Origin of the sequence: Janthinobacterium sp. HH106 (genome assembly GCF_001758725.1) — a bacterium.
Classification (GTDB): domain Bacteria; phylum Pseudomonadota; class Gammaproteobacteria; order Burkholderiales; family Burkholderiaceae_D; genus Janthinobacterium.
On sequence record NZ_LRIC01000002.1, the window covers coordinates 113,273 to 138,166 of the forward strand.

The window sequence follows — 24,894 nt, forward strand, 5'->3', positions numbered from 1 at the left end:
TTCATGCGTTTAGAAGTCGAGAAAAGACCTGTTGTTGAGCAAGTGAGCGTTGCGCAAGTACGTTCTGCCATAGCAGGACTGCGTAGTTATGGCCCCTCATCGTATGCGTCGTTAACCGACGACGAGGGGAATTATCTCCAAGTTGCCGGTGGTGGGATCACGTGCATGCTGGAGCGCCGCGATGTTGCCACAGGTCGCCACTATCGTGCTTATCACGACGTTGCAAGCAAGGTTTATCCGGACGGGACTATTCTTGCTTTCGGCGGAGGCGAAATAAAGTTGTTGGCAGATGAATGGTTTACCGCCCCCGTGGTTGCGGATGTTTTTGTTGCATTTGTTAACGGACATGAGCTACCGCCATCGGTTAAGTGGCGTGACGTAACGGCTACATTTACGGGTAGCTGATTGCAGAAAGAGGGGCGGGGTCGGATACTGTCTTGGGGGCGGAGGCAGGTCCGCCATTCGGGGAGCCAGGGTCAGGTCCGCCATTCGGAGAGCCAGGGTCAGGTCCGCCATTCGTACACGAGCTCAACCTTGGCCGTCTCGATCTGCAGCAAGTTGCGCTTTATTAAATGCCGATACGGCTCGACTGACTGTCTTGGTCGAGACGTGAAAAGCGGCGGCGATATGGGACATAGTAAAAGCGGTTGACAGATACAGGGCCAGGGTCACAGGGCCAGGGTCAGGTCCGCCATTTGTACACGATCTCAGCTTTGGCCGTCTCTTTTTTTTGCAAGTTGCGCTTTATTAAATGCCGATACGGCTCGACTGACTGTCTTGGCCGAGACGTGAAAAACGGCGGCGATATGGGACATGGTAAAAGCGGTAGACAGATACGCGCGTGCCATTGCCTCGTCTCTGTCGGCATAGCGGGCCTGATATTGCGCGAGTGACAGTGTGACTGCGCGGCGTTGCTGCCTTGGCGCATCTTTGAATGCATTGGACCGCTGCGATTTCTGATGTGCCGAAACAAAGGCGTCATCGCCCAGTAGCATCTGGTGGCAAGTGTGGGCGAGCGGACTAGTTTCACCCATACCGGCCGCGACAAACCGAGAATAGTTGGCGGCCGCCTCGTCGCGCGTGGCGCCAAACTGGCTCAAGAGCCAGTCACGCGACAACCAGCATGGAGACGCTGCTTCGTCCAAAACGTAGTGATGGCTGCTCCAGTACCAGTCGCCGGGTGATGCCACCATGTGCGCCCGGACTGGATTCAAGACGATGTAGCGGGCCAATTCCAACAGATAATTTTCCTGCTGTACCAAGATGGCTTTGTAGCGGCCTTGCAATACGTGCCCGACAAGCTTGTGGCGCCGATTGAAATGCTGGGTATAAACGCCATTCAGCTGGCGCATGCCCTGCGACAGATTCGCCTCGACCGTTTCAACGAGCAGATGATAATGATTGCTCATCTGGCAGAAACTGTACACGACAAAATGGTACCGCTCGCAGACCAGGGCTAGTACCTCTTGCCAGGCAAGGCGATCGGTATCGTCCCGGTAAATGGTGCCACGCCGGTCGCCGCGCGAAGTAACGTGGTAGAGGGCGCCGGGAAATTCAAGGCGTAGTGGTCGCGTCATGCGGTAGACGTTATCTGATTTGTACGCATTGCCACTGAGATCGCGCAGAGGTTTGGACATTGGCATGGCTGAGGTCGTGTTTGAATACCGGACCTGACCCCGTCCCCCAGACTCCATTTCCAATCAAGGTTCCACGAATGCAGTTTCAGATATCTCCCCCCGATTAACTGCTCGATTGGATGCTTGGCGCTCGTATCAGCAAAATGGTGGAAAAATGACACTGCAGGAATGGGTGCCGGCACTCAGCGACAGTATGGTGGGGTCTCAGGTGGCTATCAAAGTGGATATGCGAAATGGTCAAATAGTTTAGATGGTGTTCACGGAAATAGTTTATCGGCGTCTGGCCCACATGATGTTTATGTAATTCGGGATGCAAAATCGAGAGAGTTACTTTACTTCGGGGAAACAGGTCGTGACTACCTTACACGGTTTACAGAGCATCAGCGTGTTTTCGCGAAAAAAGATATAGCACTAGATGTCGATTTATTGCGTACGGCAGAGGGGAAGAAAAATGCAAAGGAGCTTGAGTTAAAATATATACAAACCTATACTAAAACTTTCGGAAAACGCCCTCCGTATAACCCAGTAAACCATTAGTCATATGAAAATTTCTCTCAGTTTTGCAGCAAAAAACCCTCAATTTTTAAAAAAAATACGCCGAATTAGATCGGACTTTGAAGGTTTTTTTGATGATTTCTCATTGGTGGATTTAATCAATCCAATTCATGAGGCAATATTAATTGGTGTGACTGAGTCAAGAGGGGATGATTTTTTGAAATAATTAAAAATAGAGATGGATACTTTAAAACTCTTGCAGGTTTGGGCGGCTTTAATGATGATGAGGTATTGAGGAGAAAATTATTCCTCATAGTGTCTAGATCAATATCGGCGTGCCCATTTTCAAATCCTGACAGGGAAAAATTTTCTACTCTTTTGAAAAAATGGGAGGATGAAATAATGAAAAATTGAGTTTCTCCGATGATCTAAGTATTTAGATTTGTGTGATTATGGCCCCATCCGTAGCTGGCCCCCTCTTCAAGGCTCGGCATGTTTTGAGTACACTCTTTCCTTCCGCCTAATACGGGAATCGACCGAGTCGCAGGCCGAGCTGGTGCGTCGTTACAATGTTACGCGGCAAACCGTCGGTCCCGGGGTCAGGTCCGCCATTTGTACACGATCTCAGCTTTGGCCGTCTCTTTTTTTGGCAAGTTGCGCTTTATTAAATGCCGATACGGCTCGACTGACTGTCTTGCTCGAGACGTGAAAAGCGGCGGCGATATGGGACATGGTAAAAGCGCTCGATAGATAAGCGCGTGCCATCGCCTCGTCTCTGTCGCTATCGTGCGCCCGAAACTGCTCTAATGACAGCATGACAGCGCAGCGCTGCGACCTTGGCGTATCTCTGGGCGTCTCGGTGCGCTGCGATTGCTGATGTGCTGAAATGAAGGCCTCATCGCCTAGAAGAATCTGGCGGCAGATGCGAGCCGCCTTGGATGCGCAGATCAGAGCACAGGGCTTCACGCCGCTTCCACCAAAAGTGGTCGTTCCTACACGCACACCAAAACCATGATAAGAGAATTCGATGACTGAGAAAGCATTTGCAATAGGACTTTATAGTTACACGACTCCAGCTCCAGGTGCTGATGGCTTGAAGGCATTCCATGATTTAGTTACGTCAATTTTCCATCGTATCGGGATTGCACCAACATATTTTGCGGCCGAAGGTTTAGGTTATAAAGGCGAGTTAACAAAAATTGGTGGAAGAGTATACACAAAGGCGCTGAAATCTGGCTTTTCTGATATTCATGTTATGTCATTGGTTGCAAATCCAGAAGGCAGCGCAGAGCCTGGCTATGATAGTTTTGCTTCGGCCTCTTTAAGTTATGTTGAAGAGATTGATGAGACGTTGTTTTGTTTGGCAATTGAAGAGCGCTTCTTGGAGTTTGGCGGCGATATTTTTGAAAGAATTTTAATGTCGTGTATTGGTCTGAGGCACTGGGATTTTGGGTATGCTCTTTCTGAATTTATTGAAAAGAAACCCGAATTCCATGTCCTGGGTCTGGACGTTGGAAAGCTGACGGCTGAGGATCGAAAGCGTTTAAATAAATGGTATGCGTCACTACCTGAAGTACGCTTCCAAAAAATTCGAGATGTGTATCCAGTAAACGTCCTAAATGATACACAATTAAATGCACAGGTTTCAGCTTCTCAGACCTTGGAAGATATTATTCGTGCAGATTCATTCTCTTCTTTGCGGCGTGTTGGCGATCGTCAGCTTTGGTTGTGGGAAGTCCAGCTAGGTGGTTTAGATGATCTTCGAAATATGCTTGCAACCGGCAGCGTATTGATCACCTAAGTAAGTGCTGATCAATTCGCTTTCGTAGCGAGTTTTGGCGCGCCAAATGGTCGACTGGCGCGTCGCTCGAGCCCGCACGGCCGGTGTCACGCACGGACTAGCTCAACCTAACCCCATCCCCCTGGATATGATGACGTCATTAAAAACAACTAAGCGATAATAAAGTGAGGAAGATTATGATTGAAATATTGCATCCAATGGAATTTGAATTGCCTTGTCCGCTACCCATTGAAATGTCCATAATATTAAATTCTGTTATAGAAAAGTATTTTGTTCATGATATAACTGCTGGTGATTATGTTAGGGCTGCTGAAGGTTTTTTCCGTTCTGTGAAAAGACGAAAAAATAATAATTATGTTGAGTATGTATTGGGGAAAACGCAGGAAATTTATGATGTGCTAATAAAAATCCAAGATTATATTAAAATTTCCAGGATTGACTATTTGCTAAAATCTGGGTTGATGATTGGTGTGTATGTTATGAAAGATAAGGGGGAAGTGGTCGGTTGCATAAAGGGATGCCGTGCGGATAAAATGACTGAGGAGGAATTTATTAATTCGAATTATGAGTAGTTAAGAAAAACTAATATTTTCTTTGGTTTGGCGGTTTGGTTGGCGTGTTAATAATTAATGAAATTTGTTTTTAAAAAATTAATTGATGCATGGAGAGCTGGCAGGAGCGGGGGCGGTGTTAGGTCCACCATTCGTACACGATCTCAGCCTTGCTTATGTCTATCTGTGACAAGTTGCGCTTATTAAATACCGATACGGCTCGATTACTGTCCTGCTTAAAATGGCAGAATAGCCACTGTCTATCCACCTCTCTATATGCTTCTCTCGTTCTGGTGTTGCTGGTAGCTCATTGCATGACTATACTTCAGGGGATATTTTTCACGTTTGGAAATAAAGAGCGATAGTGCATGATTTTTTCAAAACTTACAGGGTAGGCGAATTATGTTTATAGAAGCCATTGAATTCCCTTTTCTTGCTCGTTTACAAAATGAATGGTTGGTGATCAGGGATGAGCTTGTTGCGTTAAGGGCGGCTTGTTGGACGGAGTGGCCGGAGAGGGATATTTATGACGGCGACTGGAAAGTATTTGGCCTGTATGTTTTTGGTGAGAAGAATCTCGAATTTTGTAACCTGTGTCCGCGTACAACCGAAATTATCGAGGGAATTCCTGGCATGGTGACTGCGGGTTTTTCATCAATGGCTGCTAATACTCATATAACGCCACATCGTGGCTATACGAACGATGTATTGCGCTGCCACTTGGGGTTGGTTACTCCCGAAAATTGTGCTTTGCGCGTTTCGAACCAGATACGCACATGGACGCCTGGTTCCTGTTTTGTCTTTGATGACACTCAGGAACATGAGGCATGGAATCGGAGCAATGCTACGCGCATTGTGCTTTTGCTTGATTTTAAACGTGATGAAGGCATTGATATTATTTTCCCAGAGGAAGTGTTCGCATATGGCCTGAATTAATCAGCCAGAATGGCAAGTAGCCGCGACCGTTTCAACAAGCCGGAACGCCAGGGGCGAGTCGGCCAGTTGTGCACGATCTTAGCCTTGAGGCGTGTGGTATAGCTTGTAGCTTGAGGCCAGTCGCAAAACTGTTGGCGAGATTTGCATCGGCTAAGCCGTCTGTCCCAAGCCGACCAGCCGGCCCAGCGTCTCCTGCGCATTCATGCTCTTGGCCAGCTTGACGGCAGTCATGCCGCGGCTGTCCACGGCATCGATGCGGGCGCCGTGTTGCAGCAGCAGGTCGAGGATGGCGAGGCGGTTGAACATGGCGGCCATCATCAACGGGGTCTTGCCGTCCGGGCTGGCGCCTTCCACATGCGCGCCATGCTGGAGCAGCAGTTCGGCGATCTCCAGATAGCCCTTGTAGGCCACGCCGGCCAGCGGCGTCTGGCCCTGGTCGTTGGGGACGTTGGCGTCGGCACCCGCTTCGAGCAGCAGGCGCGATGTTTCCAGGTGGCCATGGTAGCTGGCCAGCATGATCAGGCTGTCGCCTTTTTCGTTGCGGAAGTTGACCGGCACGCCCTGGGCAAGCATGGGGCCCAGTTGCTGCGTATCGCCTTCGCGCACGAGGGCGAACAGGCTCTGGATGAATGCCAGGGTTTCGGCATCCATCGCTGCCGGGAGTTTTCGTACATCGGCGGTCATCGTGTGCTTTCTGTGAGGTTGGGCCAGGCTTGCAGTCTACTATGCGCCCGCCGCCAGCGCCTTTTGCCGCGATGCCAATGCCGCGCCGATGAACAGGGCGATGGCCGAGGCGATCAAGCCCCGCTCCAGTCCGGCCGGGCCGTCGGCGATCCAGCCGACGACGACGGGGCCGACGATCTGGCCCAGCGCGAACACGGTCGTGTAGGCGCTGATGCCGGCCGTCCACGACTGCTGCGGCAGGTTATGCCGCACCAGGGCCGTGGTCGATGCCACCACCGACAGGAACACGGCGCCGAAGACGAGGCCGGAGAGGAAGACGACGGGCACAAAGCTTGTCAGCGCGGGCAGGATGGTGACCACGCCCAGCACGCCATTTAATATCGCCAGCGATTCGCCGCCCCTGTAGCGGTCGAGCATGCGCGCCCAGATGCGCGACGAGGCCACCACCGCCAGGCCCAATACCGTATAGAACACGGTGATCAAGTTGGCACGCATGCCTTGCTGCTTGAGCAGGGCGATGACGAAAGTCATGTAGCCGATGTAGCCGACGCCAAACATGAAATAGCCAGCCAGGCTGGGAGAAAAGTCGCGCCAGGCGAAACGCCGCGGCGTGTCGAGGGCGCGCGGCGTTTCGCCGATCGTTTTGGCCGGCAGGGCCATGAGGGCGGTGGCGGCCAGGCAGGCGAGTCCCAGGGCCAGCCACGGCCATTGCCAGGCATGCGCGGCGCCGTGGTCTTGCGCGGCGGCCAATGCCGTCGGCACCAGCAGGGCCGACAGCGCGATGCCGAAGCCCGTGCCGCCGTAGTACAAACCGATGTAGAAGCCGGCGCGCTGGCTGTGCATGGAACCGAGCCGCGCCGCCAGCACGCCGCCGGCGATGAAAATGAAGGCGCTGGCCACGCCCGCACACACGCGCTGCAGGAACAGGGCGGCCGTATCGCTGACCAGGCCCGACATCAGCATGAAGACGCTGGCCAGCACGGAACCGGCGATCAGCAGGCGCCACACGCCCAGGCGGCGCATCAGGGCCGGCGTGGCCAGCGCGCCGAGAAAATAGCCGAGCGCATTGAAGGTGTTCATGGCCCCGGCCAGCAGGTAGGACCAGCCCAGATCGTCACGCATGGGCGGCAGCAGCAAGCCATAGGAAAAGCGCGACAGGCCCAGGGCGACTGCGGCACCCAGCGAGAGCGCCAGCGCCGTGGCCAGCGGATGGGACGGGGAATGATCGTGTGTCGGCATGGCCTAAATACCCGTTTATGTGAGAGCGTGGAGTGGGCGCCGGGCGGGGCAATCGGCGGGCAAGGTCTGTGCGGGACAGCGGCTGTGGCGCTGACGACACGCTTTTTTAATGCCAAGTTAATGAACAGGAGCCTGGAAGTCAAGCAGGGCCGCGCCTGTCATGGCAGTCAACAATGCAAATTCTGTCATCGTTACTTTTGGAGAGAATTGTGAGACATGCAATCTCATATAATTGCAATTAGGAAATTAACTTGCCAAAATTCAATTTTGCGGGTTGCTCCTGATCCTCCATATCTTAAGGGCACTATGAACAAGAATAAACCTGGCGCGTTGTTGATTGCAGCGCTGATTGGCGCGGCGTTGGCTGGCTGCGCTTCCGAATCGTCGCAAGCCCTGGCTGTTCCCACAGTCGCCAGTGCGGCCCGACCTTACGTCGGTCCACGCACGCTGATCGCTGTCGGCAAGTTCGACAACCGCTCCAACTTTATGCGCGGCATCTTTTCCGATGGTGTCGATCGTCTGGGCAGCCAGTCGAAGACAATTCTGATTGCACACCTGCAAACATCCAACCGCTTCAACGTCCTCGACCGCGACAATATGGCCGAGCTCAAGCAGGAAGCTGACTTCAAGAAGCAGGGCCAGAACATCAAGGGCGCGGACTTTGTCGTTACGGGCGACGTGACCGAATTCGGCCGCAAGGAAGTGGGCGACAAGCAATTGTTCGGCATCATGGGCCGCGGCAAGACACAAGTGGCATATGCCAAGGTCACCTTGAACGTTGTCAATATCGCCACCTCGGAAGTCGTGTACTCGGCCGGCGGCGCCGGCGAATACAGCCTGTCGAACCGCGAAGTGCTGGGTTTTGGCGGCACCGCCAGCTATGACGCCACCCTCAACGGCAAAGTCCTGGATCTGGCCATGCGCGAAGCGGTCGAGCGCCTGGTGGCCGGCGTCGAAGCGGGCGCATTGCGCAAACAATAAGGTATCCCATGACAACAATGATGAACAAGGGCGCTGCCCTGCTGGCCATGCTCGCCTGTGCCGCCCTGACCGGTTGCGCCACGCAATCGAAGACCCTGTACCAATGGGAAGGCTACCAGCCGCAAGTGTACGAATACCTGAAGGGCGAAAGCCCGGAGCAGCAGATGGCCGCCATGGAAAAAGACCTGCAAGTGATCGCTGCCAAGGGTAATCATGCGCCGCCGGGCTTCCACGCCCACCTGGGCATGCTGTACTCGATCGCCGGCAAGCCGGAGCAGGTCGCCGCACAGTTCGAGGACGAGAAAAAACTGTTCCCGGAATCGACGCCGTACATGGACTTCCTGTTGGGTAAATTGAAAAAAGGCGAGAAATTATGATGTCGCGCATGTTGAAAATGGCCCTGTGCCTGGGTCCCGCCATCTTCATGGTCGGTTGCGCCACCAAGCAGGCGGCATACGATTACACCGCCTTCAAGGCGGCCAAGCCCCGCTCGATCGTGGTCTTGCCGCCGTTGAACAACTCGCCGGAAGTCAATGCCGGCAACAGCGTCTACGCGCAAGTGACCTATCCGCTGGCCGAAGCGGGCTACTACGTGCTGCCGGTGGCCGTGGTCGGTGAAACCTTCAAGCAGAACGGCTTGACGAACGCGGCCGATATCCACGGCGTCGATGCCAAGAAGCTCAACGAGATCTTTGGCGCCGATGCGGGCCTGTACGTGACGATTTCCAAATACGGCACGACGTACGCCGTGATCGACAGCGTGACGGTGGTGGCGGTCGATGCCAAGCTGGTCGACCTGAAGACGGGCGCCTTGTTGTGGCAGGGCGCCGCCAGCGCATCGAGCAATGAAGGCAACAACAGCGGTGGCGGCGGCCTGATCGGCGCCCTGGTGACGGCGGCGGTCAAGCAGATCATCAACACCAGCACCGATGCCAGCCATCCTATCGCCGGCACGGCGAATGCGCGCCTGCTGTCGGCCGGCGTGCCGAACGGCTTGCTGTACGGCCCGCGTTCGGAACGCTACCTGGCGCAGTAAGCGTCCTGCCGCACCCGCACGGGGCCTGCATCCGCCAGGGCCTGTCGCAGGCCTGCCAGGCCGGTGTCGAAAGGCATGCCTGGCAGCGCCGAACTGTTCGTCCACGATCATCACATCCCGGCCTGCGCGATGCGCACCCGGACATGACGCAGCCCGCAGTCCGCGGAGCCTGTGAGACTTCGACTGGCGCAAGCCCACTTTCCCCAGCCACGTTAAGATAGCGGTATTTTCAAGACTGCGAGGGGACCAGGTGCGCGTGTTGCTGGTGGAAGACGATCCGATGATCGGGGAAAGCCTGGTCGAGGGCTTGCGCGGCGAGTGCTATGCCGTGGACTGGGTGCGCGACGGCCACGATGCGGAGCTGGCGCTGGCCGGCTTCGCCTACGATTTGATGCTGCTGGACCTGGGCTTGCCCGGCAAGCAGGGCATGGACGTGCTGCGCGCCATGCGCGCGCGGGGCGCCGAGTTGCCCGTGCTGATCATCACGGCGCGCGACGGCACGCCGGCCCGCGTGGAAGGACTCGACAGCGGCGCCGACGATTACCTGGTCAAACCGTTCGACCTCGACGAGCTGCTGGCGCGTATCCGCGCGCTGCTGCGGCGCCGGGTCAGCCGTTCGCGCTCCGTCATCGAGCATGGCGCGCTGATCCTCGACCTGGCCAGCCACGACGTGACGTTCGAGGGCGAACTGATCAAGCTGCCGCCGCGCGAGTTTTCCGTGCTGCGCGCCTTGCTCGACCATCCGGGCAAGGTGGTGTCGAAGCGTCAGCTGAGCGAAAAGCTGTACGGCTGGGATTGCGAAGTGGAAAGCAATACCGTCGATGTGTACGTCTACCAGCTGCGCAAGAAGCTGGGCGCGGACGCCATCCAGACCGTGCGCGGCGTGGGCTACAAAATGCGGGTGGCGTCTTGCTGACCATCCGCCGCCAATTACTGCTCGGCTTGCTGGCCGCCACCTTGCTGTGCGTGCTCGGCGCCGGCATTTCGCTGTTCCGCTCGCTGCTGGAAGAAACCAATGAACTGGCTGACTTGCAGCTGCGCCAGCTGGCCGTGGCCTTGCCCGACGAGTTCGAGCCGCAGGCGGGCCTGGCCGCCGCGCAGGAGCCGGAAGAGGCGTTCGTGCTGCAGGCGTGGGACGAGGACGGCAAGCCATTGCCCATCCTGCAGGGCCAGCCGGCATTGCCGCGCTATGCGCTGGCCGGCTTTGCCGATGTCACATTGCACGGCGAGGACTGGCGCCTGTACGGCGAGACGCGGCGCGGCCGCTACGTGCAGGTCGCGCAGGCGCAGGCCGTGCGTGACCAGCTGGCCTGGCAGATGACCATGCGCGCCGGCGCGCCCCTGCTGGTGTTCGCGCTGATCCTGGCGCTGCTGATCGTCGCCGTCGTGGGGCGCGCGCTGGCGCCGCTGCACCGGCTGGCCGCATCCGTGGCCGGCCGTTCGCCGGAAGCGCTCACGCCGCTGGCGGCCGACGACATGCCGCCCGAACTGCGGCCCGTGGCGCTGGCGCTGAACAGCCTGATGGGCCAGTTCGAAACGGCGCTGACGGCACAGCGCACCTTTGTCGCCGATGCCGCGCATGAATTGCGCTCGCCGCTGACGGCGCTGAAACTGCAGCTGCAGGTGGCCGAACGGGCCGGCAGCGAGGAAGAGCGCCGCGTCGCGCTGGGGCGCCTGCATGAACGGCTGGACCGCAGCACGCACCTGGTGCGGCAATTGCTCAGCCTGGCGCGCCATGAAACGGCGCTCACGGCCAGCCAGCTGCACACGGTGGACCTGGGGCAGTTGCTGGAAGCGGCCGTGGCCGACCACAGCGCGCTGGCCGACAGCCGCGCGATCGACCTGGGCGTGGTGGAAACGCTGCCGGCCCCGGTGCTGGTACAGGCCGATCCCGACGGCTTGCAGGTCTTGCTGAATAACCTGATCGACAACGCCTTGCGCTACACGCAGCAGGGCGGCCGGGTCGATCTGCAGGCGGCGCTGGAAGAGGGGCGGCCCCTGCTGCGCGTATCGGACAACGGCCCCGGCGTGCCGCGCCAGCACCATGCACGGCTGTTCGACCGCTTCTTCCGTCCCGACGGCAACGACGCCTGGGGCTGCGGCCTGGGCCTGTCCATCGTGCGCCACATCGCCGAGCACCACCAGGCGGACATTGTACTGGCCGAAGGCGAGGCGGGGCGGGGCTTGCAGGTGACGGTGCGCTTTCCGCAAGCGGCCTGAACGAAAAAAAAGCGAATGCCGGCGAGGGCATCCGCTTTTCAGTCACGCGCGAGGCGCTTAGGCCAGCTCGGTGATGAATTGCTCGCGCGCGGGGCGCACTTTTTTCAGGTCCACCAGCCAGTCGCCCTCGTCGGCGCGGTAGCCGAGCGGCAGCATGACGACGGAGCGCAAGCCTTTTTCGCGCAGCTTCAGGATCTCGTCGACCTTGGCCGGGTCAAAACCTTCCATCGGCGTCGAATCGACTTTTTCCTGCGCCGCGGCGATCAGGGCCGTCCCCACGCCGATATACGCCTGGCGCGCCGCGTGCTGGTAGTTGGTCTCGGCATCGCGCTGCGGATACGTGGCCAGGATCTGCTGGCGGTACGCTTCCCAGCCTTCATTCTTGAAGCCGCGCACGGTGTTGACCAGGTCAAAGCGGGCGTTGATGCGTTCTGCCGTGTAATTGTCCCAGGCGGCAAACACCAGCAGGTGCGAGGCGTCCGTCACTTGCGACTGGTTCCACGCATGCGGCTTGATCTGCTCGCGCAGGGCCGGATTCGTCACGACGAACACTTCGTAAGGATGCAGTCCGCTGGAGCTGGCCGTCAGGCGCACGGCTTCCAGGATGCGCTCGACCTTGTCTTGCGGCACCGTTTTCGTCGGGTCCATTTTCTTGGTGGCGTAACGCCATTGCAGTGTTTCGAGCAAATCGGACATGTGAATCCCTTTCAGAGTGAATAGTTCAGATTGGAAATGATAGCGGATTCAGCCATTTCAAGTGCGGCCCCTCAAAGAGAGTTGTATAGATGAGCTGTCTCTTGCCCTTTACAGCCCCACCATGGCCAGCTCCACTGCCGGGTAGCGCGCGCCTTGCACGCTGGCGGGCGCGATGGCGGCGCCGATGGCGGCCAGCTCGGCGCCGCTCAGGGTGAGTTGCGCGGCGGCCACGTTCTCTTCCAGGTGGGCCAGGCTGCGGGCGCCGGGAATCGGCACGATGTCGTCGCTTTGCGCCAGCAGCCAGGCCAGGGCCAGCTGCGCCGCCGTGGCGCCGCGCGCCGCCGCCAGGCGCTGCAGCTCGGCAACCATGTGCGCGTTGGCCGCCATCGCCGGCGGCTGGAAGCGGGGCAGGCTGTGGCGGTAATCGTCTGGCGCCAGCGCGGCGCTGGATGCGAGCCGGCCCGTCAGGAAGCCCCGGCCCAGCGGGCTGTAGGGCACGAAGCCGATGCCGAGCGCGCGGCAGGCGGGCAGCACGTCCGCTTCCACGTCGCGGCTCCACAGCGAGTATTCGGACTGCACGGCCGCAATCGGGTGCACGGCGTGGGCGCGGCGCAGGGTGGCGGCCGACACTTCCGACAGGCCCAGGTGGCGCACCTTGCCTGTACGCACCAGTTCGGCCATGGCGCCGACCACGTCTTCGATGGGCACGGCCGGGTCCACGCGGTGCTGGTACAGCAGGTCGATGCACTCGATGCCGAGCCGGGACAGCGATCCTTCCACCGCCTGGCGAATATGTTCGGGGCGGCTGTCGACACCCGCCATGCGTTCGACGCCCTGGCCGTGCGGCAATATCTTGAAGCCGAACTTGGTAGCGATGCTGACTTTGCCGCGCAGCTGTTTCAGGGCGCGGCCTACCAAGTCCTCGTTGGCGTAGGGGCCGTACACTTCGGCCGTATCGATCAGGGTCACGCCCAGCTCCACGGCCCGGTGCAGCACGCGCAGCGAGGCGGCCTCGTCGGCGCCGCCATAGGCAAAGCTCATGCCCATGCAGCCCAGGCCGATGGGGGCGACGCGCAAGCCGGAGTTGCCCAGTGTTCTGTGTTCCATTGTCATTTCCTTTCAAAAAAAGATGCAAGGAGTATGGATGAAGCAACAGCATGCGATAAGATGGCTAATCCTGCATGCATTACTGAATTTTTCTCATGAATTTTTTCCTCGACAATGGCTGACCTCAACGAATTGACGGCCTTTGCCGCCGTCGCCCGCCTGCGCAGCTTCCGCAAGGCGGCATTGGAGCGGGGCGTGTCCGCCTCCGCCCTCAGCCATGCATTGCGCGCGCTGGAAGAGCGCCTGGGCGTGCGCCTGCTGAACCGCACCACGCGCAGCGTCACGCCGACCGAGGCGGGGCAGCAGCTGCTGGCGCGGCTGGCGCCGGCCATGCGCGAGATCGACGATGCCTTGCAAGACTTGAGCGCCCTGCAGGATGTGCCCGCAGGCACGCTGCGCCTGAACGTGCCCCGTCCGGCCGCCCGGCTGCTGCTGGGGCCCATGCTGGCCGGTTTTGTCGCGCGCTATCCGCGCGTGCAGGTCGAAGTGGTCACCGATGACGGCATGATCGATATCGTGCGCGACGGTTTTGACGCGGGCATCCGCTTCGGCGAACAGGTGGCGGCCGACATGATCGCCGTGCCCGTGGGTGCGCCGCAGCCGTTCGTGGTGGTGGCGTCGCCCGCCTACCTGGCGGCGCATGGCGCACCAGGCACGCCGCGCGACTTGCTGGCGCACGCCTGCATAGGCCGGCGCTTTCCCAGCGGGCGCCAGTATGTGTGGGAGTTCGGGCAGGATGGGGAAGCCGTCAGCATCGCCGTCGGCGGTCCGCTGGTGTTCGACGACGATGAACTGATGCTGCGCGCGGCCCGCGACGGGGCGGGACTGGCCTATGTGTACGAAGCCGACGCGCGCGCCGATATCGCGGCGGGCCGGCTGGCGTGCGTGCTGGAGCGCTGCCTGCCGCCGCCGTCCCGTTACTTCCTGTACTACCCGAGCCGGCGGCAGATGCCTGCCGTGCTGCGCGCCTTTGTCGACATGGTCCGCGCCGACGGTCTTGCCTAGGCGGCGGCCGGCGGCGCGCCGTGCTCGACCGGCCACTTGACGGTAAACACGCTGCCGCCCGCCTTGCCGCGCGTGCAGGCGGCGCTGCCACCGTGCGCGCGCGCGATGGCTTCGACCACGGCCAGGCCCAGGCCGCTGCCCGCGTTCAGGTCGCCGCCGTCGCTGTCGCCGCGGCGAAACGCCTCGAACACGTGCGGCGCCAGTTCCTTTGCAATGCCGGGGCCCGCATCCTCGACGCTCAGGTAATACTGGCCGGCCTGCACGCGGGTGCGCACGCGCAGCAGGCCCGGCTGCGCATAGCGGCGTGCGTTGTCGAGCAGGGCCAGCACGATTTGCCGGATGCGCGCCGCGTCGCAGCAGACGGGATGGTCGGACAGGTGCAGCTGCAGCGTAAAGCCGGCCGCCTCCATTTCCTGCGCCAGCAGGCGGCCCACTTCCTCGATTTCCAGGGTCAGGTCCGTCCACGCCATGCGCAGCTGCATGTGGCCGCTGTCGGCCAGGCTCAGGGTGCGCAAATCCTCGATCAGGCGGCCCAGATCCTCGACTTGCGCCAGCAGGCTGGAAAACGGCACTTCCTCGGGTTTGAAGACGCCATCGACGACGCCCTGCAAGGTGCCGCGCAGGATGGTCACGGGCGTGCGCAATTCGTGCGCGATGGCCGCATTCCACGTTTCGCTTTCCTTGGCGCCCCGCTGCAGGCGCTCGGCCATGCTGTTGAAGTCATCGACCAGCATGGCCGTCTCGCCCAGGCTGCGGTCGCCCGCGAAGGCGCGCGCGGACAGGTCGCCGTGGGCCACGCGGCGCACGCTGTCCATCACGGAATTGATCGGTTTCAGGATGCGCGCGGCCAGCTTGAAGGCGAAAAAGGCGGCCAGCCCCAGGCCGAAAATGGTGATGGCAAAGATCCACAGCCATTCGACGGTGCTGGGCGACCAGTCGTCGGGCTCGGACAGCATGCCGGGATCGATCTTGAAGGCGACGGCAAAGAAGATCCACGAGCCGATCCAGATGATCAGGATGCTGCACACCATCAGCACGGACATCGACAGCACGATCTGCCGGTTCAGGCCAGTGAAGCGCATCAGAGCTCGCTTTCCAGGCGGTAGCCCACGCCGCGCAGGCTGGCCGGCATGTTCATCACGCCCGCTTCCTCGAGCTTCTTGCGCAGCTTGCTGACGTGGCTGTCCACCGTGCGTTCCATCGAATTGCTTTCGGGCATGCACGACTCCAGCAATTCCAGGCGGCTGCAGACGCGGCGCGGCGTGCGCGCCAGGTGCGCCAGCAGGCGAAATTCCGTCAAGGTCAGGCTCAAGGGCACGGGCGCGCCGTCGCGCAGCACGCTGGCCACGTACGTTTCCTGGTCGATTTCGATGGGGCCGCAGCGCAGGCGCTGGCCGCCCACCGGGTGGTGGCGCACGCGCGAGCGGCGCAGCACGGCGGCCACGCGCGCCACCACTTCGGCCGGGTTGAAGGGCTTGATGATGTAATCGTCGGCGCCCACGCGCAGGGCGGCCAGCTTGTCGGCATCCTGGTCGCGTGCCGTCAGCATGATGACGGGCGTTTCGCCGCGCCGCCGCACTTCGGCCAGCACGGCCCAGCCGTCGACGCGGGGCATTTGCACGTCGAGCAGCAGCAGGTCCGGCGCCAGCGCCAGGTGCTGCTGCAGCGCTTCCTGGCCATCGAGGGCGAAGGCCGTGCGGTAGCCGTCGCGCTCCAGATAACCGGCGAGGATGCGGGCGATTTGCGGTTCATCTTCGGCGATCAGGATGAGGGCGGAAGGGGGCGTGGTGGCAAGAAAAGAGGGCTGGCTGGCGCTGTGATGATAGTTCATGCAAATAGTCTAGCATTCTTCTTTCTCTCCATCGAATCTCCACATTTCTTTGACGAAATATCCACCTTGGCCTTTTATGCTGCGCTTATCTGTCGACCGGACCGCCGGTTGGGATCTGCCATAGAGAAAGACCATGCATCCGAGCCACTTCACCAAGAAAAACATGTTGATCGCCGCGGCACTGCTCAGCCTTGCCGCCTGTTCCAAACCCGCGCAGGAAGAAGCGGCCGCGCCGCCCGCCGCCGTCACCGTGCTCAAGCTGCAGGCGGCGCCCGTCGTCCTCAGCGACGAATTGCCGGGCCGGGTGGCCGCCTTCCGCACGGCCGATATCCGCCCGCAGGTGGGCGGCATCGTGCTGCGCCGCCAGTTCGAGCAGGGCGCCGACGTGACAGCGGGACAGAAGCTGTTCCAGCTCAATCCGGCGCCATTCCAGGCGGACGTCGATTCGGCCGCCGCCGCCCTGCAGCACGCGGTGGCCACGGCGAACCGCGCCAGCAGCCAGGCAGACAGGCTGAAACCGCTGGTGGAAGCGGACGCCATCAGCCGCCAGGCGTATGACGACGCCGTGGCCCAGCGCGAGCAAGCCGTGGCCACCGTGGCGCAGGCGCGCGCGACCCTGGCGCGCCGGCGCCTGGACCTGGCCTTTGCCAGCATCGAGGCGCCGATTGCCGGGCGCATCGGTTCCGAACTGGTGACCGAAGGCGCGCTCGTAGGCGTGGCCGATGCTGCGCCGATGGCGCGCATCCAGCAGATCGACAAAGTGTATGTCGACGTGCGCCAGCCGGCCGCCGCGCTGGCCGCGCTGCAAGCCTCGGGTACGGGCGGTGCCGACAAGCTGCCCGTGACCATTCTGGGCGCCGACGGCCAGCCGCATCCCGTCACGGGCCGCATCCTGTTCTCGGGCATCAGCGTCGATTCGGGCACGGGCGACGCCGTCATCCGCGTGCTGGTCGACAATCCGCAGCGCCAGCTCTTGCCCGGCATGTTCGTGCGCGCCCGCATCGCCCGCGCCGTGCAGGCCAACGGCGTGCTGCTGCCGCAGCAAGCCGTCTTGCGCAGCAGCGGCGGCCAGGCGCAGGCCTGGGTGCTGGACGGCACGAACAAAGCCAGCCTGAAACCGATCGCCGTGGGCGACGTGGTCGAGCACCAGTATGTGGTCAGCGGCGGCCTGAAGGCGGGCGACACCGTCGTCATCGAAGGCCAGGAACGCCTGCAGCCGGGCGCCACCGCCGCGCCGCAGCCATGGAAGCCGGCCGTCGTGGCAGCCGCAGCTGCCGCCAAAGCGCATTGATGCGCCATTTGAATCCAATGAAAGTCTAACGACATGCCTCAATTTTTCATCAACCGCCCCGTCTTTGCGTGGGTGGTGGCGGTCTTCATCGTCCTGTTCGGACTGATCGCCATACCGCAATTGCCGATTGCGCGTTTTCCTTCCGTGGCGCCGCCCAGCGTCAGCATCAGTGCCGTGTATCCGGGTGCCACGCCGCAAACCATGAACGATTCCGTGGTGGGCTTGATCGAACGCGAACTGTCGGGCGTCAAGCACCTGCTGTATTTCGAGTCGTCCACCGACACCTCGGGTTCGGCCTCGATCACCGTCACCTTCCAGCCGGGCACGGACCCGGAAATGGCGCAGGTGGACGTGCAAAACCGCCTGAAAGCCATCGAGCCGCGCCTGCCGCAAGCCGTGCGGCAAAACGGCTTGACGGTGGAATCGGCGTCGTCCGGCTTCCTGATGATCGTCAGCCTGATTTCCGAGAATGGCCAGCACGATGAAGTGGCGCTGGGCGACTACCTGGCGCGCAACGTGACGGAAGAGCTGCGCCGCATTCCCGGCGTGGGCAAGGTGCAGCTGTTCGGTTCCGAGCGGGCCATGCGCATCTGGGTCGACCCGGCCAAGCTGGTGTCGTACAACATCGCCATGGGCGAGCTGACGGCCGCCATCGCGCAGCAAAATGCGCAGATCGCCCCGGGCCGCCTCGGCGATTCGCCCGCCGTGCACGGCCAGCGCGTGACGATTCCGCTGACGGTGCAGGGCCAGCTGCAAACCCCGGCCGAATTTGCCGCCATCGTGCTGCGCGCGAATGCGGATGGCTCGAAAGTGACCATCGGCGACGTGGCGAAAGTGTCGCTGGGCGCGCAAAGCTTCAATTTCAGCATCCGCGAAAACGGCCAAGCCGCGTCGGGCGCCGCCATCATGCTGTCGCCCGGTGCCAACGCCGTGCAGACGGCGGCCGCCGTGCGTGCGCGCATGGCCGAACTGGCGCACACCATGCCGGCCGGGATCAAGTACTCGGTGCCGTTCGATACGGCGCCTTTCGTGAAAATCTCGATCGAAAAGGTCGTCGTCACCTTGCTGGAGGCGATGGTGCTGGTCTTCCTCGTCATGTACCTGTTCCTGCAAAAGATACGCTACACCCTGATTCCCGCCATCGTCGCGCCGATCGCCCTGATGGGCACTTTTACGGTGATGCTGATGGCCGGCTATTCCGTCAACGTGCTGACCATGTTCGGCATGGTGCTGGCCATCGGCATCATCGTCGATGACGCCATCGTGGTGGTGGAAGCGGTCGAGCGCCTGATGGCGACCGAAGGCCTGTCGCCTAAGGAAGCGACCTCGAAAGCGATGCGCGAAATCACAGGTGCCGTGGTCGGCATCACCCTGGTGCTGACGGCCGTGTTCATCCCGATGGCCCTGGCCAGCGGTTCCGTGGGCGCCATCTACCGCCAGTTCACGCTGGCGATGGCCGTGTCGATCCTGTTCTCGGCGTTTCTGGCCTTGACCCTGACGCCGGCCCTGTGCGCCACGATGTTGAAACCAATCGGACCGCATGACCATGATAAAAAAGGCTTTTTCCTGTGGTTCGACCGCCAGTTTGAGCGCATGACGGCCCGCTACGAAAAAGGCGTGGTGGCGATGCTGAAACGCGCCGGCCGCTCGATGGTGCTGTACGGCGCCATCGTCGCGGCGCTGGGCGTGGCCTTCATGCAGCTGCCGTCGGCCTTCCTGCCCGAGGAAGACCAGGGCTACTTCATCACCTCGATCCAGCTGCCGTCCGACGCCACCATGGAGCGCACGCTCGATGTCGTCAAGCTGTACGAGCAGCACGTGGCCACGCGTCCCGGCATCGAAGTGAACCAGTCGATCCTCGGCTTCAGCTTTTCCGGCGCGGGGCCGAACGCGGGCCTGGCCTTCACCATGCTGAAGGACTGGAAACAGCGCAACGGCGCCACGGCGCAGGAAGAAGTGGCGCTGGCGCAGGCCGCCATGTCGCAGGCGAAGGAGGGCGTGATCATGAGCCTGATGCCGCCCGCCATCGATGAACTGGGCAACTCGTCCGGCTTTTCCATGCGCCTGCAAGACCGCGCCAGCCAGGGCATCGCGGCCCTGCAGGCGGCGCAGAATCAGCTGCTGGGCCTGGCCGCGCAAAGCAGCAAGGTGGCGGGCGTGTATCCGGACGGCTTGCCGCCCGGCGCCAGCGTGCGCCTCGATATCGACCGCACCAAGGCCGAAGCGCTGGGCGTGCCGTTCACGGCGATTGCCGACATGCTGACGGCGGCCATGGGTTCGACCTATGTCAACGATTTTCCGAACGCGGGCCGCATGCAGCAGGTGATCATCCAGGCCGACGCGCCGTCGCGCATGCAGCTCAACGACGTGCTGGCCTTGCGCATCCGCAATAACGCGGGCGGCATGGTGGCCCTGGGCGAACTCGTGCGCCCCGTGTGGAGCGAGTCGCCGCTGCAGCTGGTGCGCTACCAGGGCTACCCATCGGCGCGCATTTCCGGCAGCGCGGCGCCCGGCGTGTCCAGCGGCGACGCCATGCTGGAAATGGAGCGGCTCGTGAAGCAGTTGCCGCCGGGCTTCGCGCTGGCGTGGACGGGCCAGTCGCTGCAAGAGAAGGAATCGGCGTCGCAGGCGCCCATGCTGATGGCGCTGTCGATGCTGGTGGTCTTCCTCGTGCTGGCGGCCCTGTATGAAAGCTGGTCGATTCCCGTCTCCGTGATGCTGGTGGTGCCGCTGGGTTTACTGGGCGCCGTGCTGGCCGTGATGCTGCGCGGCATGCCGAACGACGTGTTCTTCAAGGTGGGCATGATCACCATCATCGGCCTGTCGGCGAAGAATGCGATTCTGATCGTCGAGTATGCGCGCCAGTTGCAGGCGCAGGGCAAGGGGCTGGTCGAGGCGACGGTGGAAGCGGCCCGCCTGCGCCTGCGCCCGATTTTGATGACGTCATTGGCGTTCGCGCTGGGCGTGGTGCCGCTGATGCTGGCCACGGGCGCCAGCGCCGAGACGCAGCACGCGATTGGCACGGGCGTGTTCGGCGGCATGATTACCGCCACCGTGCTGGCCGTGTTTTTCGTGCCCGTGTTCTTTGTCGTGGTGCTGGGCGCCGTCGACAAGATGGGTACGTACTTCAACAAACGCAGTGATCGCATCGCCGTCAAGGCGGTGGAAGGAGAGTTGTAATGCGTTTCTTTTTTCTCACGCCCCTGGCCGCGCTGGCCTTGTCGGCGTGTTCCCTGACGCCGCCGCTGGTCAAGCCGGCGGCACCGATACCGGCCAGCTATGCCGAATCTGCCGCGCCAGCCGCGGCCGACACCGCGGCCGACTTGGGCTGGCGCCAGATGCTGCTCGATGCGCGGCTGCAGCGCCTGGTCGATATCGCGCTGGAAAACAACCGCGACTTGCGCGTGGCTTCGCTCAACGTGGAAGCCGTGCGGGCGCAGTACCAGATCCAGGATGCGGGCCGCTATCCGGCCATCGGCGCGAATGCGGGCGGCGTGCGCCAGCGCGGCGCCGATGTCAAGGTTCAAAACACGTTCACGGCCGGCATTGCCATGAGCGCATTCGAGATCGACCTGTTCGGCCGCCTGCGCTCGCTGTCGGACGCGGCGTTTGCCCGCTATCTGGCCACACAGCAGGGCCAGCGCGCCGCGCATATGGCCCTGATCGGCGCCGTGGCCGACGCCTACCTGGAGCAGCGCCTGGCCGAGGAACAGCTGGCGCTGGCCCGGCAAACCCTGCTTGACTGGCGCCAGGCGCTGCTCCTGACGCAGCGCCTGCACGGCGCACAGCAGGGCAGCGGCCTGGACGTCGCGCAAGCGCAAGGGCAGGCGGCGACAGCGGAAGCGGACGTGCAGGCGCGAGAACGGGCCAGTCTACTTTCGCGCAACAACCTGGAATTGCTGCTCGGTGCGCCGCTGCCCACGGACTTGCCCGCCGGCCGGCCGCTCGATGGCCAGCCCGTGCTGACGCAGCTGCCGCCCGGCCTGCCGTCGGACTTGCTGGCGCGCCGTCCCGATATTTTGCAAGCCGAGTACACGCTGGCGGCGGCGAATGCGGAAATCGGCGCCGCCCGCGCCGCCTTCTTCCCCCGCCTGTCGCTGACGGCGTCGCTGGGCTTTGCCAGCCCGGAACTGGGTGACCTGTTCCGCGGCAGCGCGCGCAGCTGGTCGTTCGCGCCGCAGGTGACGCAGCCGCTGTTCCAGGGCGGCCAGCTGCGCGCGGAACTGCAGCTGTCGCGCCTGCGCAAGGACGTGGCCGTGCTGCAGTACGAGCAGGCGATCCAGGCGGCGTTCCGCGAGGTGCGCGACGGCCTGGCCGGCAGCGCCACGTTTGCGCAGCAGATCGCCGCGCAGGAGCGCGTGGTGGCGGCGGCGCGGCAGCGCCAGCGCCTGTCGCAGCTGCGCTACGACGCGGGCCAGGACAGCCGCCTGGAATTGCTCGACGCGCAGCGCCAGTCGTATGCGGCCCAGCAAGCCCTGCTCGACGCGCGGCGCGACCAGTTCAAGTCGGCCGTGGCGCTGTACAAGGCGCTGGGTGGCGGCCTCGAGGAGTAAACCTCCGTCTACCAGGGCAGCGTCACGGGCACGCTGTCGCGGTGCTTCGCCTGGTAGTGGGAACGCAGGAATTGCGCCAGGAAGGTGAATTCGTTGTAGCAATGCATGAGCAGGGCGCGGGCGAATGCATCGGGGAAGAGGGCGGCGATCTCTTGCGGGCTGTGGCCGGCGTCCGGCAAGTCCTGGCCCATGTAGAAATGGCTGCGCAAGGTCATGCCCCAGGCCGTGTCGCGGCCCATGTGCAGCAGGCGCCCGCCGATGACGGCGCCGTCCGCGGTGCGGGGCGGCGCATAGCTCATGCCCACCCTGGCGCACACGGCGGCTGAAATGCGGCCCTCTGCCCGCGCCGCCTCGTATTGCCGTCCCTCGAAGAATTCACGGGGATCGCGGAACTGGATGGCCAGCTGTTCGGCCGGCATGCCGCTGAAAAATTCTTCCGCCAGATGGATGGAGCCGATGTGCGTCTCGGCGCTGCCTTCAGCCCAGCCGCTGGCCAGGTGGTCGACCGGGTGCCACATCAGGTAGCGTTCCGTGTCGGGCCGCGAGCGGAACCACCATTCAAACATCTCGCCAGTGCAATTTGGCAAGTCGGTGCGGCACGCCACGTGCAGCACGCCGCTGGGCAGCCGTTCGAAGCCCGTTTCCAGCGCCAGGGGAGCGGGGTGCAGCAGGGCGTGGACGTCGTTGAGATCCATGGTCTTACCTTTCAGTGTGGGTGGTGGAAACAGCGGTGGTGCCGGCCGGGCGGCGGCGCAGCAGCGGGGCGGCCGCCACGGCCGCGCCCAGCAGGGCCAGTGCGGCCGTGGCCGCAAACATCGCCGCGTGGCTGCCGGGCAGATACGTCATGAAGGAAGAGAGAAATTGCCCGCCGAAGATGGCCATCGACAGATAGGCGAGGTTGCGGTTGCGGCTGGGCAAGTGGCTGCGCTCGACCGTCATGTGCGTGCACAGGGGCACGGACAGGCCGAAGCCCATCCCCAGCGCCACGGCGCCGGCCAGCAGCGTGGACAGCGCGGCGGCCCCCGCGAACAACAGGTGTGCCAGCGCATAACAGGCGAAGGCGGCGCCCAGGGTGCCGTGTTCATGCAGGCGCCGGACCACCTGGGGCATCAGCCAGGCGGCCGCCACGGCCACCAGCGACACGAAGGAAAGCAAATACCCGGCCCGGTCCTCGCTCCAGCCCAGCTGCTGCAGGCGCAGGGGCAGGATGATGATGGCGGCGAAAAACACCGTCATGGAGAGTGCCGCCAGCGCATGGACGAAGAGCAGGGCGCGCGACGGGCCGGGCGCTGGCGGCGCGCCATCCATGCCGGCATCCCCGGCAGGGGCAAGTGCCGGCACGCAGCGCCAGGCGCATGCCAGCAGCACCCACGAAGCCAGATACAGCAGGAAGGGATAGCGCCAGCCCGCCGTGGCCAGCAGGCCGCCCAGGGCGAGGAACAGCACGCCGCCCAGTTCGATCGTCATGCCTTGCCTGGCGATCATGCGCAGCCTTGCCTGGCCGCTGAACAGGGCCGAGATCAGCCCGGTGCCCGATGCCATCACCAGCGCCGTCGGCGCGCCCAGCAGGAAACGGTTGGCGAACACGGCCAGGTGGCCATGCAAAAACATGCCCGAGACGCCCAGCAAGCCGTACAGGAACAGCCCCGCCAGCAGGCTGCGGTGCAGTCCCAGGCGCTGCATGAGCATGGCGGCGAAGGGGCCGGACAGCACCACGCCCAGCGAGGGCAGCGTGACGAGCCAGCTGGCGGCGTCGGCCACGCCGAGCCGCGCGGCGATGGACGGCAATCCCGGGACCAGCACGCATCCCACCATGATGGTCAGGCTGGCAACGGAAAGGAGCGTGCACGTTGCTGTCTTCGATATACTGCGGCTGGACATGCGCCTCCCCCGGTGCTTACGTTAAAAACCGTTAATCGGAACACTGTTCCGAATGATGGAACAATTATAGGGCCATGTACAATGCCGGTCAATGCCATCACGGCAGCTATCGTCATGCACAATTGGGTAAAGAAATGAGTGAAGAAAACGAAGGCAATAGCGGCAAGCAAGTCATTGCGCGCGCGGCGGCGGTGCTGCGCGCGCTGGAAAACCAGACGGGCGGCCTGAGCCTGGCGCAGATCGCCAAGGGCGCGGACTTGCCGCGCACCACGGTGCACCGCATCGTCGCCGCGCTGGAAGCCCAGCAACTGGTCAGTTCCGGCGCCGGCGGGGTGAAGCTGGGTCCGGCCATCGCGCGTCTGGCGGCGTCGGCGCATACGGACGTGGTGGCGGTCCTGCGGCCGTATGCGGAAGCGTTGGGCCGGCGCACGCGCGAAACGGTGGACGTGTGCGTGTACCGCGGCCTGCATGCGGTGTCGGTGGACCAGTACTGTTCCGACCATGAGCTGCGCGTCGTGTCGGCCGTGGGAACGGCCTACCCGATCCACTGCACCGCGCATGGCAAGGCCTTGCTGGCGCGGATGCCGGAAGACGCGCTGGCCCGGCTGTTCGGCGAACGCCTGGAAGCGCGCACGGACCAGACCATCACGGCGCTTGCGCAACTGCTGCCGCATCTGGAACAGGTACGCGCGCAGGGCTACGCCGTCGATATGGAAGAGCACGCGCCGGGCGTGTGCGGCATCGGCGTGGCCCTGAACACGGGGACGAGCGAGCGCTACGCGCTGTCGCTGGGCGTGCCGGCCCTGCGTTTCCACGCCCAGCGGGAACAGCTGCTGTCGGCGCTATTGCAGTGCAAGGCGGAAGTCGAAGCCGTGCTCGGTGCGCCGGGCGGTGCGTAGCGCACACCATGTGCAGGCATAAGATGGCTTGATTGCCGGCGAATCTGCTTT

26 protein-coding genes are annotated in these 24,894 nt (G+C 62.2%); 16 read left to right on the top strand and 10 right to left on the bottom strand.

Annotation, left to right across the window (positions count from 1 at the left end; genetic code table 11):
• The first annotated feature begins 3 nt into the window (after positions 1-3).
• On the top strand, positions 4-405 hold the full coding sequence (locus tag JAB8_RS27960; protein WP_071654368.1) for a hypothetical protein: 402 nt from the start codon (positions 4-6) through the stop codon (positions 403-405).
• A gap of 302 nt (positions 406-707) precedes the next feature.
• Here the strand turns inward: JAB8_RS27960 and JAB8_RS01235 are convergent, their stop codons facing one another.
• Positions 708-1,637 carry a transposase gene (locus JAB8_RS01235; RefSeq protein WP_254679413.1) on the bottom strand — a complete coding sequence of 310 codons (930 nt, stop codon included), beginning with the start codon at positions 1,635-1,637 and terminating at the stop codon, positions 708-710.
• Between the two features lie 123 nt (positions 1,638-1,760).
• On the opposite strand from JAB8_RS01235, the gene JAB8_RS28750 reads away from it, so the two are divergent.
• Together JAB8_RS28750 and JAB8_RS28755 are read left to right on the top strand one after the other, a co-directional pair.
• Positions 1,761-2,174 (top strand): hypothetical protein, encoded by a 414-nt coding sequence (locus JAB8_RS28750; protein WP_139142886.1) that lies wholly within the window; start codon positions 1,761-1,763, stop codon positions 2,172-2,174.
• A gap of 4 nt (positions 2,175-2,178) precedes the next feature.
• Positions 2,179-2,358: a hypothetical protein gene (locus JAB8_RS28755; protein ID WP_139142887.1), complete on the top strand. Its 180-nt coding sequence runs from the start codon at positions 2,179-2,181 to the stop codon at positions 2,356-2,358.
• 398 nt (positions 2,359-2,756) lie between these two features.
• Here the strand turns inward: JAB8_RS28755 and JAB8_RS28760 are convergent, their stop codons facing one another.
• Positions 2,757-3,098: a hypothetical protein gene (locus tag JAB8_RS28760; protein ID WP_139142888.1), complete on the bottom strand. Its 342-nt coding sequence runs from the start codon at positions 3,096-3,098 to the stop codon at positions 2,757-2,759.
• A gap of 61 nt (positions 3,099-3,159) precedes the next feature.
• Here JAB8_RS28760 and JAB8_RS28765 point away from each other — a divergent pair, with 61 nt between their 5' ends.
• From JAB8_RS28765 to JAB8_RS27965, 3 genes are all read left to right on the top strand, one after another.
• A complete protein-coding gene (locus JAB8_RS28765) occupies positions 3,160-3,933 on the top strand; it encodes a hypothetical protein (RefSeq protein ID WP_139142889.1) in 774 nt (257 codons plus the stop codon).
• A 176-nt stretch (positions 3,934-4,109) separates the two neighbouring features.
• Positions 4,110-4,505 carry a hypothetical protein gene (locus JAB8_RS28770; RefSeq protein ID WP_139142890.1) on the top strand — a complete coding sequence of 132 codons (396 nt, stop codon included), beginning with the start codon at positions 4,110-4,112 and terminating at the stop codon, positions 4,503-4,505.
• Between the two features lie 381 nt (positions 4,506-4,886).
• Entirely contained in the window at positions 4,887-5,420 is a 534-nt protein-coding gene (locus tag JAB8_RS27965) for an aspartyl/asparaginyl beta-hydroxylase domain-containing protein (RefSeq protein WP_071650208.1), read from the top strand.
• Between the two features lie 150 nt (positions 5,421-5,570).
• On the opposite strand, the gene JAB8_RS01245 is transcribed toward JAB8_RS27965, so the two are convergent.
• On the bottom strand, positions 5,571-6,104 hold the full coding sequence (locus JAB8_RS01245; protein WP_070288043.1) for an ankyrin repeat domain-containing protein: 534 nt from the start codon (positions 6,102-6,104) through the stop codon (positions 5,571-5,573).
• Positions 6,105-6,143: 39 nt separating this feature from the next.
• Positions 6,144-7,343, bottom strand: coding sequence for a YbfB/YjiJ family MFS transporter (locus JAB8_RS01250; protein WP_070288046.1), 1,200 nt, complete (start codon positions 7,341-7,343; stop codon positions 6,144-6,146).
• Positions 7,344-7,649: 306 nt separating this feature from the next.
• Between JAB8_RS01250 and JAB8_RS01255 the strand changes: the two genes are divergently transcribed.
• From JAB8_RS01255 to JAB8_RS01275, 5 genes are all read left to right on the top strand, one after another.
• A complete protein-coding gene (locus JAB8_RS01255) occupies positions 7,650-8,324 on the top strand; it encodes a CsgG/HfaB family protein (protein ID WP_070288048.1) in 675 nt (224 codons plus the stop codon).
• Positions 8,325-8,341: 17 nt separating this feature from the next.
• The gene (locus JAB8_RS01260; protein ID WP_205602385.1) at positions 8,342-8,701 is read left to right on the top strand and encodes a DUF4810 domain-containing protein; all 360 of its coding nucleotides are present in this window, start codon (positions 8,342-8,344) and stop codon (positions 8,699-8,701) included.
• Positions 8,702-8,748: 47 nt separating this feature from the next.
• Positions 8,749-9,360: a DUF799 domain-containing protein gene (locus tag JAB8_RS01265; protein ID WP_227742175.1), complete on the top strand. Its 612-nt coding sequence runs from the start codon at positions 8,749-8,751 to the stop codon at positions 9,358-9,360.
• A 250-nt stretch (positions 9,361-9,610) separates the two neighbouring features.
• Positions 9,611-10,276: a response regulator transcription factor gene (locus JAB8_RS29350; protein WP_070288051.1), complete on the top strand. Its 666-nt coding sequence runs from the start codon at positions 9,611-9,613 to the stop codon at positions 10,274-10,276.
• Positions 10,270-11,580, top strand: coding sequence for an ATP-binding protein (locus tag JAB8_RS01275; RefSeq protein ID WP_070288053.1), 1,311 nt, complete (start codon positions 10,270-10,272; stop codon positions 11,578-11,580). Before JAB8_RS29350 ends, JAB8_RS01275 begins: the two co-directional genes overlap by 7 nt.
• Positions 11,581-11,637: 57 nt before the next feature.
• Here the strand turns inward: JAB8_RS01275 and JAB8_RS01280 are convergent, their stop codons facing one another.
• Complete coding sequence (locus JAB8_RS01280) at positions 11,638-12,276, bottom strand: NAD(P)H-dependent oxidoreductase (protein ID WP_070288056.1); 639 nt, start codon at positions 12,274-12,276, stop codon at positions 11,638-11,640.
• A gap of 108 nt (positions 12,277-12,384) precedes the next feature.
• A complete protein-coding gene (locus JAB8_RS01285; RefSeq protein ID WP_070288058.1) occupies positions 12,385-13,383 on the bottom strand; it encodes an aldo/keto reductase in 999 nt (332 codons plus the stop codon).
• 114 nt (positions 13,384-13,497) lie between these two features.
• On the opposite strand from JAB8_RS01285, the gene JAB8_RS01290 reads away from it, so the two are divergent.
• Positions 13,498-14,388 carry a LysR family transcriptional regulator gene (locus tag JAB8_RS01290; protein WP_070288061.1) on the top strand — a complete coding sequence of 297 codons (891 nt, stop codon included), beginning with the start codon at positions 13,498-13,500 and terminating at the stop codon, positions 14,386-14,388.
• Here the strand turns inward: JAB8_RS01290 and JAB8_RS01295 are convergent.
• Both JAB8_RS01295 and JAB8_RS01300 read right to left on the bottom strand, forming a co-directional pair.
• Positions 14,385-15,470 carry an ATP-binding protein gene (locus JAB8_RS01295; RefSeq protein ID WP_070288064.1) on the bottom strand — a complete coding sequence of 362 codons (1,086 nt, stop codon included), beginning with the start codon at positions 15,468-15,470 and terminating at the stop codon, positions 14,385-14,387. The genes JAB8_RS01290 and JAB8_RS01295 overlap by 4 nt on opposite strands.
• Positions 15,470-16,219 carry a response regulator gene (locus JAB8_RS01300; protein ID WP_070221491.1) on the bottom strand — a complete coding sequence of 250 codons (750 nt, stop codon included), beginning with the start codon at positions 16,217-16,219 and terminating at the stop codon, positions 15,470-15,472. The genes JAB8_RS01295 and JAB8_RS01300 overlap by 1 nt, the downstream gene beginning before the upstream one ends.
• Before the next feature lie 163 nt (positions 16,220-16,382).
• On the opposite strand from JAB8_RS01300, the gene JAB8_RS01305 reads away from it, so the two are divergent.
• From JAB8_RS01305 to JAB8_RS01315, 3 genes are read left to right on the top strand one after another with little or no spacing between them, the layout of a single operon-like run.
• A complete protein-coding gene (locus tag JAB8_RS01305; protein WP_217494184.1) occupies positions 16,383-17,510 on the top strand; it encodes an efflux RND transporter periplasmic adaptor subunit in 1,128 nt (375 codons plus the stop codon).
• A 33-nt stretch (positions 17,511-17,543) separates the two neighbouring features.
• Positions 17,544-20,690, top strand: a complete 3,147-nt coding sequence (locus tag JAB8_RS01310) for an efflux RND transporter permease subunit (protein ID WP_070288067.1) — start codon at positions 17,544-17,546, stop codon at positions 20,688-20,690.
• A complete protein-coding gene (locus tag JAB8_RS01315) occupies positions 20,690-22,063 on the top strand; it encodes an efflux transporter outer membrane subunit (protein ID WP_070288070.1) in 1,374 nt (457 codons plus the stop codon). The genes JAB8_RS01310 and JAB8_RS01315 overlap by 1 nt, the downstream gene beginning before the upstream one ends.
• 8 nt (positions 22,064-22,071) lie before the next feature.
• Here the strand turns inward: JAB8_RS01315 and JAB8_RS01320 are convergent, their stop codons facing one another.
• Both JAB8_RS01320 and JAB8_RS01325 read right to left on the bottom strand, forming a co-directional pair.
• Positions 22,072-22,758, bottom strand: a complete 687-nt coding sequence (locus JAB8_RS01320) for a hypothetical protein (protein ID WP_070288073.1) — start codon at positions 22,756-22,758, stop codon at positions 22,072-22,074.
• Between the two features lie 4 nt (positions 22,759-22,762).
• Entirely contained in the window at positions 22,763-23,944 is a 1,182-nt protein-coding gene (locus tag JAB8_RS01325) for an MFS transporter (RefSeq protein ID WP_070288076.1), read from the bottom strand.
• Positions 23,945-24,078: 134 nt separating this feature from the next.
• Between JAB8_RS01325 and JAB8_RS01330 the strand changes: the two genes are divergently transcribed.
• Positions 24,079-24,843, top strand: a complete 765-nt coding sequence (locus JAB8_RS01330; protein ID WP_070288079.1) for an IclR family transcriptional regulator — start codon at positions 24,079-24,081, stop codon at positions 24,841-24,843.
• Positions 24,844-24,894: the final 51 nt, after the last annotated feature.